The organism is Bacillus sp. FJAT-53060 (assembly GCF_037104745.1).
Lineage (GTDB): Bacteria > Bacillota > Bacilli > Bacillales > Bacillaceae > Bacillus > Bacillus stratosphericus_B.
In genome coordinates, this window is the sequence record NZ_JBAWSW010000004.1 from 20,949 (window position 1) to 34,638 (window position 13,690).

Here is a 13,690-nt window from a genome sequence, read left to right on the forward strand (position 1 = left end):
CAATCCCTGCTTTCTTTAATTATTTTAACAGGACCATCTTTCATTTTCAACTCTTACAAGCACATTTAGACAAAAAATAGACACATTTTCACCGTTATCCTTCTTGTCATCAAGCTTTTCGTAAATATTTATTTTTTTCTATATTTAATGATTTTGTCATTGAAAAGGTGCAGGCTGATGTCCTCAGCCTGCTTATGTTTTTGGTATGGCCCCTTCCTCTTCGGCAAACCGTTTTGCATCCTCCTTCGGTTTGATTTTGAGGTAATAAATGATGTAGCAAGCGGCCATGAACGGAACACCGCAATAAAGGCCAATCCGCTGATCCTCAATAAAGAATAAACTGATGAGGACAATGCCAAATGCGATAAAGCCTGCCAATGGCACAAATGGATATAGGGGTGTACGGAAGACGAGATCCTTTACATCGCCGCCCTCTTTCACGAATTGTCTTCTAAAGAAATACTGAGATAGACAAATGGACATCCACACGACCACAAGCACCATACCTGAAATTGAAATAAGCCAGACATAGACCGTTTTTGGTGCGACAACACTCGTAAGCAGTGATAGAGCGGACACGCCCATTGTCACCAATAATGCATTGATGGGAATTTTACGCTGGGACAATTTTTTCGTAAAATCAGGGCCTTTCCCGTCTTTTGAAAGTGCCCAGAGCATACGTGATGATGCATATAAACCAGAGTTCGCCACAGATAAGACGGCTGTGATGATAATAAAATTCATAATATCTGCGGCGTATGGTATACCGACTTTGTCCAGTACCACAACAAACGGACTATCAACGGCATCTGCTGTCTGCCATGGGAGAAGTGCAGCAAGAACCGCAATAGATAAGACAAAAAAAACCATCGTTCTCCATATAATATTCCGAATTGATCGAGGCAATGTCTTTTCTGGATTTTCACTCTCACCAGCTGCGATCCCTACAAGCTCTGTTCCCTGAAAGGAGAAATTGACTGTGACCATGGTTAATAAAATAGCAAAAATCCCATTTGGAAAAAGTCCACCATGGTCCGTCAAGTGACGGAATAGAGGAGCCGGCTCTCCGTCTTTCAGATGAATCATTCCGAAAATTGCGCCAATTCCAATAATAATAAACAATAAGATGGCGGCTACCTTGATCGCTGAAAACCAAAACTCTGTTTCAGCAAAACTACGCGCTGATATGGCGTTGATCACAAATAAAATCACACTAAATACAAGACACCAAAGCCAAACTGGGATATCAGGGAACCACCTTTGGAGTAAAATACCTGCCGACGTAAACTCCAGTCCGATCGTACATGCCCAACTAAACCAATAGAGCCAGCCGATCATAAAGCCTGTGGAGGGTCCAATATACTTGGTTGCATACTCTTGGAAGGAACCTGCTGTCGGCATCGCCACTGCTAATTCACCAAGACACAGCATCACCAAGTACATCAATAGTCCGCCAATAATAAACGAAAGAATGGCTCCCCCAGGTCCTGCCTGGTGAATAATAAGTCCTGATCCAAGGAAAAGGCCTGTGCCGATGACGCCTCCTAAGGCAATCATAAAGAGATGTCTGCTTTTCATGGAACGCTCTAGTTCATTATGCTGTTCTAGCTTCAAATCCGCTTCCCCACTTTCACTCTTCTATTCATCATTCTTTGACAAAATTCGCCGTTTGTTGAAAGAGAAAGGGAGAATTCTAAGGCTTCTCCCTTTTATATTTATGCTTGAAACAAGGCTTCAATATGACCGATCGCCCAGTCTAAATCTTCCTTCGAAATAGTGAGCGGCGGTGCAAAGCGGATCACTGTTTCATGCGTTTCCTTACATAACAGCCCAGCTTGCTTGAGCTTCTCACAATATGGTCTAGCTGCCTGGGTCAGCTCCATACCAATAAATAGTCCGCGCCCACGTACTTCCTTAATGACAGGGCTTTGGATACGTGACAGTTTGTCTTTGAAATAGTGTCCAAGCTCCATAGAACGCTCTGCAAGCTTCTCATCGATTAAGACTTCCAATGCAGCAAGCGACACCGCACAGGCAAGAGGGTTTCCACCAAAAGTAGAACCATGAGACCCAGGGTTAAACACGCCTAAAATATCGCGGTTCGCCACGACACATGAGATTGGGAAAACACCACCGCCTAATGCCTTACCGAGGATCATCATATCTGGCTCAATTTCTTCCCAGTCGCATGCAAACATCTTGCCTGTTCGCGCTAATCCCACTTGAATTTCATCTGCAATGAATAAAACATTTTCCTGCTCACATAGCACCTTTGCTTCTTTCAAAAACTCCTGTGGCGGCATGACAATGCCCGCTTCTCCTTGAATCGGCTCAATAAGAAAAGCCGCTGTCTGCGGAGTGATGGCTTCACGTAATGCATCAATATCTCCATAAGAAATGAGCTTGATTCCCGGAAGCATGGGCCCGAAGCCTCTTTGATATTCTGCTTCAGAAGAAAGTGAAACAGCCGTCATCGTACGCCCATGAAAATTTCCGACACACGCGATGATTTCAGCGCGATTCTCTTCAATTCCCTTGACGTCATAGCCCCAGCGTCTCGCTGCCTTTACAGCCGTTTCCACAGCCTCGGCTCCTGTATTCATCGGCAATGCCATATCTTTATTCGTCAGTTTACAAATTTTCTCATACCAAGGACCAAGCTGATCATTGTGGAAGGCTCTCGATGTGAGCGTCACGCGGTCAGCCTGCTTTTTGAGCGCATCAATAATACGGGGATGGCGATGCCCTTGGTTCACTGCGGAATACGCACTGAGCATATCCATGTATCGATTACCTTCAGGATCAGTCACCCAAACCCCCTCAGCCTCTGAAATCACAATTGGCAGCGGATGATAGTTCGTAGCACCATATTGCTCTGTTTGTTGAATCAATTCATTTGTCTGTGTCATCTTGTTATCCTCCTTCGATTAACATTCTTTCAATTGGGCTCATCTTCACTCATATGTTATGCAAGGATTGTGCCAACTTGCTGATCGCTTTTTCTCAAGGGTTTTCTTTTTCTTGAAAGCAAAAAAAATTTGCATATGCCAAATTTTTAGAGGAAACCGCAAAATTTTTCATGTAAAATGGTGGTAAGGTCTGGAGGTGGCGTAAATGAAAAAAGATCCACATGTCTTGAAGCTAGAAAATGAGATTGATTTGTATAAACAAATGCTTGATTTAATTGACGTCGGTGTTCATGCCATTGACGAAAATGGCAATACCGTTGTTTATAATCAAAAAATGATGGAGATTGAATCTTTAAAACGCTCTGATGTTCTCCATAAAAATGTATTAGACTTCTTCGTATTTCAAGACGAGATGCACAGCACGCTTGTCCAAGCACTACGAACTGGGAAACAAACCGTTCACGCAAAACAGACATATCATAATTACAACGGGAAAGAAATCACAACCATTAACCATACATATCCGCTCGTTGGAGGTGGCCTCATTCAAGGAGCGGTTGAAATCTCAAATGATGTGACCAAGCTAGAACGGCTTATTCATCACAACATGAAGAAAAAAGGAAACACACGCTTTACATTTGATTCGATTATCGGGAAAAGTCCTGCATTTTTAGAAGTGATTGAACATGCGAAACGAGCGACACGCACCTCTTCTTATGTACTGATTGTTGGTGAAACAGGGACGGGAAAAGAACTATTTGCACAAAGCGTTCATAATGGCAGCAGCCGTTCATCTGGACCATTTATTACCCAGAATTGTGCGGCGCTGCCTGATCATCTCATTGAAAGTATGCTTTTTGGTACGCAAAGAGGTGCTTTTACGGGTGCAACGGATCAGCCCGGTCTATTCGAACAGGCACAAGGAGGCACACTGCTTTTAGATGAGATCAACTCATTAAACCCCGCTCTTCAAGCAAAACTATTGCGCGTATTGCAGGAAAAACGTGTGAGACGGTTAGGCAGCACAAAAGAAATCGCCGTGGATGTCAGAGTAATTGCCAATATAAATGAGGACCCTGTTGATGCGATCGCAAGTGGACGCATGAGAAAGGATTTATTTTATCGATTAGGAATTGTCACCTTATTTATCCCCCCCCTTTCTGAACGAAAAGAAGACATTCCTATGTTTGTGGAACATTTTATTCAAAAATATAACGAGCTGTTTCAGATGAATGTGAAGGCGGCTGATGAAGAGGTACTTGCCCTCTTTCAAGCTTATCATTGGCCAGGCAATGTAAGAGAGCTGGAGCATGTGATTGAGGCTGGGATGAATATGATGATGGATGAAGCATACTTAAGCTTGCATCACCTCCCCTATCATTTCAGGTTCAAGTACGGCGAAGGTCGTCCTGCTGCACAAATTCAGGCGAATTCTTTGCAGCAAACAGCAGCGGCTGACACCTTTATCTACACAAGCCCAGAGCATACGACTGATTTTCAAACCCAGATGGAACGATTTGAAAAACAATACATCGTCCACTACTTAGAAAAAATGGACGACAATATTTCACAGACTGCAAAGATACTGGGCATGAGTAGGCAAAGTCTGCAATATCGAATGAAAAAGCTACATATTTCTCGACAATCATAGAGCTGTGCCATCATTCGGCACAGCTTATTGTGTATCTGACTGCCCTACCGGTTTTTGCAGCACATCACTTAGCAGTCTTTCTACATGTTCCAGATGTGTGATCATCGCTCTCTCCGCTTCCTCTGGCTGCTTGGCAATGACAGCTTGATAAATTTGTTCATGTTCTTTGTAAAGCTGCAGAATGGAAGCTTTTTGTGAAAACAACACGACTTTTCTCGTTTCACGCATCGTTTCTGCTAACAAGGTTGAGACCTGATTCATTAATGCCTTTAATAAATCATTCTTTGAGGCTTTCGCTAAGGCTAGATGAAACATGAGGTCTGCCTCTTCACCAATTTCTTTATGCACTTCAGCCAGTTTCATTTGTTCGAGTGCATCACGCAGTTGATGGAGGTCATCGTCCGTTCTTAGCAGCGCCGCCTTTTTGACAGCTCCTGTTTCAATGATTGATCTCACTTCAAGGAGCTGCGCTACATTATTTTGCTTCATTAAAAACACAGGGGATAGGCAAAATGTGAACTGATTAGGATCGAACTGCTTCACATACGTGCCTTCCCCTTGCTTCATCTCTATTAATCCAATTGCTTTCAGAGCGGATAGCGCCTCCCTCACAGCGGAACGACTGACTTGAAAACTTTCAGAGAGCGCTTGAACGGAATCTAATTTTTCCCCCGGAAGAAGCTCACCCGTACGAATGGATTCGACTAATGCATCCGCAATTTCTTCATATATTTTTTTTGTTTTGATTTGTTTATATTTCAATTGGTCTCACCTCATCACTGTTGTCTAACGGCCCATGCCCTATATTATACTTCACCCCAACATTTCCGATCCATTTCTCAATTTTTCAAGAATTCTTCGGGGTCTCCTCTTATCAAAAAAAGAAGCACCTGCCATTTTTCTGGAAGGTTCTTCTTTTAATCATAACGCTTCCGCAGCGTTGATGATGGAAGATTCATTTGTTCACGATATTTTGCAATTGTTCTACGTGAGACTCGGATTCCGAAGGTTTGCTGAAGCTGCGTCATCATTTGCTGATCTGAATACGGTTTTTTCTTATTTTCCGTTTGAATCAGCTCCGCGATGTGGGTCTTGACTGTGTAGCTTGATGCCTCTTCTAGCGAATGCCCCTCTAGTTTTGATTGGAAAAATTGTTTCATTTCCATTAAACCATAAGGGGTTTGCACCATTTTCCCTTTTACGGTTCGGCTGACTGTCGACTCATGCACTTGCAATATATCTGCTATCAGCTTCATCGTAAGCGGTTTCATTTTGTGCTTGCCTGTGAGGAAAAAATCTGTCTGATGTAAGATAATCTCACGAACGACATGTGTCATCGTTTGCTTTCTCTGCTTGAGTGCTTGGACAAGCCAATTGTACTGCTGCTCTTTCTCTTTTAAATACGCATATGCTTCATGCCGTTTTTGGTCTTGAATCATCGCAAAATAACTTTCATTCATTTCAATGTCAGGAAAGGCGCGCTGATTCAGCTCAAATGTGATGTGATCCTGCATCACAGTAATCAATACATCTGGCTCTATATACACATGCTGTTCTTCAAAAGAGAAATGAAGGCCTGGCCTTGGTTCAAGGAGCGACACCTCATCTTGTATTGCTTGAAGTGTTTTCATTGAAACGCCTGTTTTCGCCGCGATTTCCTTCCAAGCCTTCCTTGCAAAAAGAAAGAAATGCTTTTCAATGATCAGCTCGGCTTCATACCAGCGCTCCTGTTTTCTTCTTAATTGCAACAAGATGCACTCTTGCAATGATCTTGCGCCAATACCGGCAGGCTCTAATGCTTGAAGCTGATGAAGAACGGCCTCTACTTCTTCCGACGAAACCTCTAAAACAGCGGCCATTGCGTCAACCGGTTCATTTAAATAGCCATTTGAATCAATGGACTCAATCATAAAGTGAAAGATCCTTTGATTCTTTTCACTTAAGGTCAAATCAATTGCCTGCCTTTTCAAATACATTTGCAGGCTTTCTTTTTGATGCGTACGATACGGCTCTGACATTCGATCTTGTGATCTTTTATGATAAACTGGTTGAAAGCTGTCCGTGTCTTTCCGCTCAATCAGAGGGTTCTCAAGCGCTAATTGGTCAAGATACTCACCCAGCTCTGCACAATTCAATTGCAGCAGCGTAATGGCCTGCCTGAGTTCTTGTGTGAGCACCTGCTTTAATACTTGTTCTTGTTGCAGTTTAAGGCTCATTGTCTCCCCTCCCTCTCATCATTTTACATGAAGATTGACGGACCGTATATACGAAATAGGAGTGATTTCCATGTCTGAACTTTTTTCCGTTCCATACTTTGTCGACAACTTGAAACAGCATATCGCCATGAATCAACATGAGGACAAGGTTCATGCCATGAATGCTTACTACCGCTCGTTGGTTTCTACACTGGTTCAGGACCAATTGACCAAAAATGCTGTTGTATTGAAACGAATTCAACATCTTGAAGAAGCCTATCAAAAGGTGAAAAAAGAAAGCGAATAAATGGACGAAAAACAACACCCTTTGTCACGATTGCAAAGGGTGTTTGTCATGTAGAAAAAGCTTCTAATCCAGCTTTGATTTGTACATCATCAAATACATCCCACAGTATAAATGATAAAGGCACGTATTGTGCCAAATCGGGGTGACCGCCACCGACAAAAAAACATCATCGCAAACAGCATCGAATTTCTGAAAGGAATTTCTGTCGCACCTATAAATAAACAAGCGGCGAACGGATACAGAACAAGCCAGTCTGCATAGTCCTATGTGACGTCAAGAAGCAAATTCGTAAAAACTAAAAATCGGCTCTTTTAACAGAAAATAACTCACCGCAATGATGCTGAACCCACTAGCCCAAGGATCAGCACAAGTTCGGGAATGCCAAGACAATGACTCGTATAACATCGATTACGGAAACAATTGTGATGGATTCTAAACATGCGGATTCATTTCACCAATATCTCTTGGCCATGCCATTGTGATCATGTCAGGATGATCCTTCTTTCAATATATTTCATAAATTGATGAATTTAATAAAAAGAGAGGCAGGCTGCTTATGAACGAGCAGCCTGTGAAGAGGTGAATGTTTTTTCTCGCAGGACGTCACGCAGTGTGTCGATGATACGCTCCTGTTCTACTTCTGTCATGCTTGTTCCAGATGGCAGACAAAGGCCAGTTTGAAATAATAATTCGGATTCAGGGGTTCCTTTGACTGCTGTATAAAATGGGCAATCACGAAACAGCGGCTGCTGGTGCAACGGCTTCCATACTCGCCTTGCTTCGATCTGTTCTTTTTCTAACGTATCAATGATGTCCACTGGATGAATCTGTGCATCACGTTCAATGGTCAATGTGGTCAGCCAGCGGTTAGACTTGGTTTCTTGATATTCGGGCATAAAATGAATGCCTTCTATCTCAGACAAAGCGTCCTTGTATCTCTGAAAAATACGACGCTTTTGCTCTACACGCTCGTTTAATACATCCATTTGGGCGATCCCCACACCTGCTAGTATGTTGCTCATGCGATAGTTGTACCCAGCCTCTTGATGCTCATAGTGCATGGCAGGTTCTCTTGCCTGTGAAGCAAGAAAACGGCATCGTTCGATGGCAGCTTCATCATCACTCACAAGCATTCCGCCCCCTGACGTTGTAATAATTTTATTTCCATTAAAAGAATAGACTCCGAATTTTCCCATCGAGCCACTTTTTCTTCCTTTATACATAGCACCTAACGATTCAGCAGCATCTTCAATGATCGGCACATCATACGCTTCACACAACTCCATGATGTCATCCATTTTTGCACTTTGTCCATATAAATGAACGACAATGACTGCGCGGGGTCTTTTTCCAAGACGTTTTGCTTCAACAAAGGCTTTTTCTAAAGCAAGCGGACACATATTCCATGTATCCCTTTCAGAGTCAATAAAAATGGGCATTGCCTGTTCATATAAAATAGGATTTGCACTTGCAACAAATGTTAGTGTGGAACAAAAGACAACGTCATCTTTTTGAACGCCTATTAGCTTTAAGGCAAGATGAATCGCTGCTGTTCCTGAAGATAAAGCCGCTCCTGCCTTCACCCCCGAATAGCCCGCGACCACTTTTTCAAATTCATTCACAAGAGGCCCTAACGGCGCAATCCAATTACTCTGAAAGGCTTCCTCTATTTTCATATATTCCTTTCCACTCATATCAGGAGGAGATAAGTAGATTCGCTTTCTTTCCTTCATGATTTCCCACCCTCTCTCCGATCTTTGATCTCAATTGCAGGAACCCCTACTGCGACCTTCTGCTCCCGTATATCTCTGGTCACTGCCGCTCCTGCGCCAATGACAGCCCAACTTCCGATTGATATTCCAGGTGTCACGACAGCACCTGCACCAATATGGGCACCCTCGCATATGGAAACACAGCCGGTAAGGACTGCTCCTGGTGATAGGTGAACAAAGGATGCAAGTAAGCAGTCATGCTCCACGACTGACCCTGTGTTGATAATCGCATGTTCACCGATGACTACATCTGGTTGGACAACAGCCCTTGCCATCACCACACATCCATTTCCGATAACGGCTGATGGACTAATGACCGCCGCTGGATGAATCAGTGTGGCAAACGCCATTTGTTCAAACGAGAGACGTTTCTTTACCTTCTGTCTTATCTCGTTTTGTCCAATAGCAATTAGCCATTTGGTGTGAGGCATGTCCTCACTCAGCTGCTCACTCATGGAGATCGGTCCATAGAGAATGCCGTTCTGAGTGACAGCCTCTTCAAATTGATCGTCTAATACGACACACAATGAGTAATCCGGGTGAGCAAAAATCAAATCCTGAATGACTTTGCTATGGCCACCAGCTCCAATTAAACCAATGGTTTGTTGATTAAGTATCGGTTCCTTTGAATTTTTCAGCTGTTGCATGATGCGGCTGCTGCACCCCCTCTGTTTTCATCACTTTCAGCAAGGTCATCCATAAAATTTTCATATCCAGCCAAAACGATTGATGCTCTACATACCACAGGTCATAGGCAAATTTCTCCTCCCATGAGAGGGTGTTCCTTCCGTTTACCTGCGCCCATCCTGTGATGCCAGGCTTCACAAGGTGCCGCCTTGCTTGCTCCTCTGTATACATTGGTAAATACTCCATCAAAAGAGGTCTTGGTCCTACGAGACTGATCTCTCCTTTGAGCACATTAAATAGCTGCGGCAGTTCATCAAGACTGAGCTTGCGGATCATGGCACCGGTTTTTGTTAATCGAAGATGATCTGGTAGCAGCACGCCAAGTTCATCGCATTCGTCGGTCATCGTCCGAAATTTATATAGCATAAACGGCCGACCATGCAGACCGGGCCGTACCTGTCGAAACACCACAGGAGCACCAATTTTCCACCTAATTAGTCCATAGATGAGAAGAAAAAGAAAGCTGCCTGCTATGAGCAGATTCAGTGCCACGATCACATCTATCATTCTTTTCATGATTGAATCTCCTTTTCACACTAGCGGGATACAGCTCGTTCAGCGGCGGCTTGTTTGACCTTACGCATCAGCTGCATCCGCTCTTGTTTTGTTCCTACAAAATGGTACAAGTAGCCCATGTAGAGAATGAAACAAATACCTCCAATACAAAACAGTTCCCACCATGTGGTCACGTCATTTACAAACTCTATTGCCACACAGACACCCCATATGAACAAAGCCCCCAATAGCGGTACCACCGTTTGTTTGTAAAAGATTGCGCTTTTCTGTTTCGTGATTTTGGACGTATACAATGGGAGAAACACAATATTTTTGATCAATAAAACAACTGCCCCCGCTGATGCAATGCCATATAAACCAAGCTGAAGCATATGAGTCAATCCATAAGCAAAAAGCACATTGCAAGCGCCTAAAATGAGCGTGACAACCGCTGGAATTTTAAATCGATTATAGGCGGTCGGTACATATGTCAGTGGTAAAAACATCAATGTCAAACACAAGTATGCAGCATGAAGCATCAGAAGCCATTTTAGCTCCTCAAAGGCTGGTCCAAGCCATAGAAGCATAAGCGGGCCGGCAAGACCTCCTAGAAGAGCGGCTGGAAACGCAACAAATAAACCACTCCACTTTATGGCTTTGGCGGCATATTGAATGAGTCCCTGTTCGTCCTGATTCGAATAAAATTTTGTGATTGTTGGCGCAAACACAACCGCGAGTGTCCCTGCAAGTGTTCGTAATAATAATGGGAATTGTAAAATGGCGGCATACTGTCCAGTCGCCTCTGCACCAATCAGTAAGTTGGTCATCAATAAATCAATTTGTAAAAATAACAAGATCCCCATTTGCTCAAATGAATGCCATACCCCTGACCGAACAAGAGTGAGACTAGAAGATAACGAGACATGACGCCACTTAAACGAAAACCAAGGGATAAGTTTCTTAAAATAATAAATGCCAACACCCATAGCCGTTAAACTCCCAATGACGGCTGCGAGCGGAATATGCCAAATGGTGGGTGTCGTAAACGTAAACAAAATCACAATCACGATCGCCCTGCAAAATATCTGAACAGTTTGCCCAGCACTTGATACATATAACTGATTCGCATAAAATGGTGCAGCGCCAATGCCTGACATGACGAAATTGAGCATAAATAAAAGACCCCCTAAAATAAAGGCGATCTGTGTGTCTTTTGCAAGATGTACAGGCACATGGAGCCAATTGATTAGCTGCTGAGACAATAAAATGCAAGTTAAAAAGATTCCAATTGATAAAAAAATGGAACTGACGAAATAGGAAGCGAGATAGCTTTGCGCCTTTTCCATCTCCCCTTTATGAGCCGCCACGGAAAAAAAACGCACAACAACAGCACTTAATGAAGCCGTAATGACCGATAAATAATTGATCATATTTTGCGTAAGATGAATCAAGCCGAATGCTTCCACTCCAAGCGTATGGACAATGTAAGGCGTTAAACAAACCGACATGAGCATCATCAAGACAAAGGTCATTAGGTTCGCACTGACATTATAAAGAAACGCACGATTCATTGTGTTTTCACGCAGTATGTAAGGATCGTCATCCAGCTTCCTCTCCCTTTTTACCGCTTGTTTTCATATGCTGATGAATTGCCTTTTTCACCGCTTCCTCATTTGGTTCTTTCAAAAGGGTCACAAACGGAAGATGCGCTATCCATTCATACCCTTCCATTACTTTATGATCAAACGACCTGATGACAACACATGGTGTATGTGTAATCGCACAAAAGATCATACCATGTAACCGATCTGTCACGACGACTTGCGCCTGTCTTAAATGCGTCCATAAGGATGATAATTCCTCGAAGCGAGTGGTTCGATCCACCCGTTTTCCAATTGTCGTTGTGATGAAACCGACTTGATCATATATCTCTTTTATATGTTGCTGTAATTGCTGCCGCTCCTCATGAGTAAGATAAGCTTCCTTATCCTCACGCAGGCAAAGCAGAACCCCTTCACGTTTTTGTTTTTTTGATGATTCGTCTAACGTCAGCACCATATCAGGCTGTTTCCATACATCCTTATTAGGAAAATGCCTCTTCATCCAATCATATGTTGTTTGATCTCTTGCCATGAGAAGAAGCCTCGGGTGGTTTGCATATGTTTGAATCGCACGGCGTTCTTCCCTCTTCCCTCTCTTTGTTTCTGTAAAATGAACTGTAGCGGGTAGCTGAATCATGGGATATGACTGGAAGGTGTTCATGATAAACTGTCTTGTCCATTCTTCATACCGGTATAAATCCCCCATATTGCCCCCACCGATGATACAGACGATGTCTTCCGGATGCCGCACGTCCTTCAGCGGGCGTGCTAGACGATACATCTCTCTCATATCCACTTCAACGATTTGATAGGCTTGAAAGTGCTTTTGAAAAAAACAGTAACTGGCATAGGCAATGGCATGATCACCTAAATTATCATGTGCCGGCAGCAGCGTGAGAATGATTTTCTTCTGATGACTCATCTCTGGCAGCCTGCGGCGGCTCATCCTATACTCAAGCGGATATTTGACCTTTAAGAGCAGCCACTCTGCGGCGTGTGCTTTCAATTGCTGCAATGTCAACCTCATCACCCCTATTTCCTTGTTTGATATTCGATCCATTTTTGATAGCTTGAAGCTGCGGCAGAAAGCGGATAAACCCACTGACTTCTTGCAAGGAATAAAATCATTCGCTTTCGCACGGTGAACTTCGACGGTTCCACTTGTTTGACTGCATGCTGAAAGGCCTCGTGTGTCACCATTTCCCGCATGTGATCAAGTTTTTCCTGAAAAGAGAGGGAATTCTGGCTCTTCCATTCATTGAGCATACAATGAAGCGTATGATTGACGATAAACAAATCTAAGGCCTTCTCATATGTCGCCATCACTTCATGCTCCTTAAAGAACAAGCGCTGTGCATGATAAAACATCAGTCCATGATGAAAAAATTGCTTCTGATATCGCTGTACAATGGACGACATATGAACCCGGTAATAGTAAAGAGGCTCATGTACAAAAGCAATGTTTTTTGATAAATAAAAGCAGCGCAACGTAACATACTGATCTTCAATATTCTCAAGCTCACATCGCAGCGGAAAACGGATGTGGTGTTCTTCAATAAAAGCACGCCGATACAGCTTATTCCATGAGAATCCCGTGATTTCTCCATATAATAGTGCTTCTATTAAACTCGGTTTATGGGCTGATCGATGGGATAAAAGATTCGTCGGTATGGTTCGTCTTGACTGTTCAAATTGAATCCAATACTCACTCACAACAAGATCTGCCCCGGTCATTTTTGCTTTTTCATACAAGGCTTCACAGTAATGAGGAGCGAGAATATCATCTGAATCAACAAAGGCAAGATACGTGCCTTGTGCTTCTTCTATTCCTCGGTTTCTCACTGCTCCTAACCCTTGGTTAGCTTGATGAATCACCCGAAATCGCTGATCACGTGCAGCAAACGCTTCAAGCAATTCTCCGCAGTGATCTGTAGATCCATCATTGATGAGAATGACCTCTATATCTGAAAAGCTTTGGTCTGCAATCGATTGAAGGCATTGCTCCACATATTGACTCGTATTGTAGACTGCGACCAATAGACTGATAGCTGGCATTACTTCATGCCCACCTTT

Annotated in this window: 12 protein-coding genes; 2 read left to right on the forward strand and 10 right to left on the reverse strand. The window is 43.2% G+C overall.

All coding sequences use genetic code 11. From position 1 onward, the window contains the following. Positions 1-192 precede the first annotated feature (192 nt). Both WAX46_RS03105 and WAX46_RS03110 read right to left on the reverse strand, forming a co-directional pair. Positions 193-1,578: an amino acid permease gene (locus WAX46_RS03105; protein WP_336493359.1), complete on the reverse strand. Its 1,386-nt coding sequence runs from the start codon at positions 1,576-1,578 to the stop codon at positions 193-195. A gap of 137 nt (positions 1,579-1,715) precedes the next feature. Continuing rightward, entirely contained in the window at positions 1,716-2,909 is a 1,194-nt protein-coding gene (locus tag WAX46_RS03110) for an ornithine--oxo-acid transaminase (protein WP_226567193.1), read from the reverse strand. 205 nt (positions 2,910-3,114) lie between these two features. Between WAX46_RS03110 and WAX46_RS03115 the strand changes: the two genes are divergently transcribed. Next, positions 3,115-4,560 carry a sigma-54 interaction domain-containing protein gene (locus tag WAX46_RS03115; protein WP_226567194.1) on the forward strand — a complete coding sequence of 482 codons (1,446 nt, stop codon included), beginning with the start codon at positions 3,115-3,117 and terminating at the stop codon, positions 4,558-4,560. Positions 4,561-4,584: 24 nt separating this feature from the next. Here the strand turns inward: WAX46_RS03115 and WAX46_RS03120 are convergent, their stop codons facing one another. Then, positions 4,585-5,322 (reverse strand): FadR/GntR family transcriptional regulator, encoded by a 738-nt coding sequence (locus tag WAX46_RS03120; protein WP_226567195.1) that lies wholly within the window; start codon positions 5,320-5,322, stop codon positions 4,585-4,587. 155 nt (positions 5,323-5,477) lie between these two features. Beyond that, positions 5,478-6,776, reverse strand: a complete 1,299-nt coding sequence (gene rpoN / locus WAX46_RS03125) for an RNA polymerase factor sigma-54 (RefSeq protein ID WP_226567196.1) — start codon at positions 6,774-6,776, stop codon at positions 5,478-5,480. A 70-nt stretch (positions 6,777-6,846) separates the two neighbouring features. Here rpoN and yvfG point away from each other — a divergent pair, with 70 nt between their 5' ends. Beyond that, positions 6,847-7,062, forward strand: a complete 216-nt coding sequence (gene yvfG, locus WAX46_RS03130; protein ID WP_226567197.1) for a protein YvfG — start codon at positions 6,847-6,849, stop codon at positions 7,060-7,062. Positions 7,063-7,616: 554 nt separating this feature from the next. On the opposite strand, the gene WAX46_RS03135 is transcribed toward yvfG, so the two are convergent. The 6 genes from WAX46_RS03135 to WAX46_RS03160 are packed head-to-tail and all read right to left on the reverse strand — an operon-like array spanning position 7,617 to position 13,672. Beyond that, positions 7,617-8,795: a DegT/DnrJ/EryC1/StrS family aminotransferase gene (locus WAX46_RS03135; protein WP_226567198.1), complete on the reverse strand. Its 1,179-nt coding sequence runs from the start codon at positions 8,793-8,795 to the stop codon at positions 7,617-7,619. After that, entirely contained in the window at positions 8,792-9,481 is a 690-nt protein-coding gene (locus tag WAX46_RS03140; protein WP_226567199.1) for an acetyltransferase, read from the reverse strand. The genes WAX46_RS03135 and WAX46_RS03140 overlap by 4 nt, the downstream gene beginning before the upstream one ends. After that, positions 9,444-10,037, reverse strand: a complete 594-nt coding sequence (locus WAX46_RS03145) for a sugar transferase (RefSeq protein ID WP_226567200.1) — start codon at positions 10,035-10,037, stop codon at positions 9,444-9,446. Before WAX46_RS03145 ends, WAX46_RS03140 begins: the two co-directional genes overlap by 38 nt. Positions 10,038-10,057: 20 nt before the next feature. Continuing rightward, positions 10,058-11,587: an MATE family efflux transporter gene (locus WAX46_RS03150; RefSeq protein WP_226567201.1), complete on the reverse strand. Its 1,530-nt coding sequence runs from the start codon at positions 11,585-11,587 to the stop codon at positions 10,058-10,060. 28 nt (positions 11,588-11,615) lie between these two features. Beyond that, entirely contained in the window at positions 11,616-12,644 is a 1,029-nt protein-coding gene (locus WAX46_RS03155) for a polysaccharide pyruvyl transferase family protein (protein ID WP_226567202.1), read from the reverse strand. 5 nt (positions 12,645-12,649) lie between these two features. Next, positions 12,650-13,672, reverse strand: a complete 1,023-nt coding sequence (locus WAX46_RS03160) for a glycosyltransferase family 2 protein (protein ID WP_226567203.1) — start codon at positions 13,670-13,672, stop codon at positions 12,650-12,652. Positions 13,673-13,690 lie beyond the last annotated feature (18 nt).

Bases quoted from the DNA above. Each gene is read 5' to 3' on its own strand.
- WAX46_RS03105 (WP_336493359.1), bottom strand. From the start codon at position 1,578: ATGAAAAGCAGACATCTCTTTATGATTGCCTTAGGAGGCGTCATCGGC.
- WAX46_RS03110 (WP_226567193.1), bottom strand. From the start codon at position 2,909: ATGACACAGACAAATGAATTGATTCAACAAACAGAGCAATATGGTGCT.
- WAX46_RS03115 (WP_226567194.1), top strand. From the start codon at position 3,115: ATGAAAAAAGATCCACATGTCTTGAAGCTAGAAAATGAGATTGATTTG.
- rpoN (WP_226567196.1), bottom strand. From the start codon at position 6,776: ATGAGCCTTAAACTGCAACAAGAACAAGTATTAAAGCAGGTGCTCACA.
- yvfG (WP_226567197.1), top strand. From the start codon at position 6,847: ATGTCTGAACTTTTTTCCGTTCCATACTTTGTCGACAACTTGAAACAG.
- WAX46_RS03135 (WP_226567198.1), bottom strand. From the start codon at position 8,795: ATGAAGGAAAGAAAGCGAATCTACTTATCTCCTCCTGATATGAGTGGA.
- WAX46_RS03140 (WP_226567199.1), bottom strand. From the start codon at position 9,481: ATGCAACAGCTGAAAAATTCAAAGGAACCGATACTTAATCAACAAACC.
- WAX46_RS03145 (WP_226567200.1), bottom strand. From the start codon at position 10,037: ATGAAAAGAATGATAGATGTGATCGTGGCACTGAATCTGCTCATAGCA.
- WAX46_RS03150 (WP_226567201.1), bottom strand. From the start codon at position 11,587: ATGAATCGTGCGTTTCTTTATAATGTCAGTGCGAACCTAATGACCTTT.
- WAX46_RS03155 (WP_226567202.1), bottom strand. From the start codon at position 12,644: ATGAGGTTGACATTGCAGCAATTGAAAGCACACGCCGCAGAGTGGCTG.
- WAX46_RS03160 (WP_226567203.1), bottom strand. From the start codon at position 13,672: ATGCCAGCTATCAGTCTATTGGTCGCAGTCTACAATACGAGTCAATAT.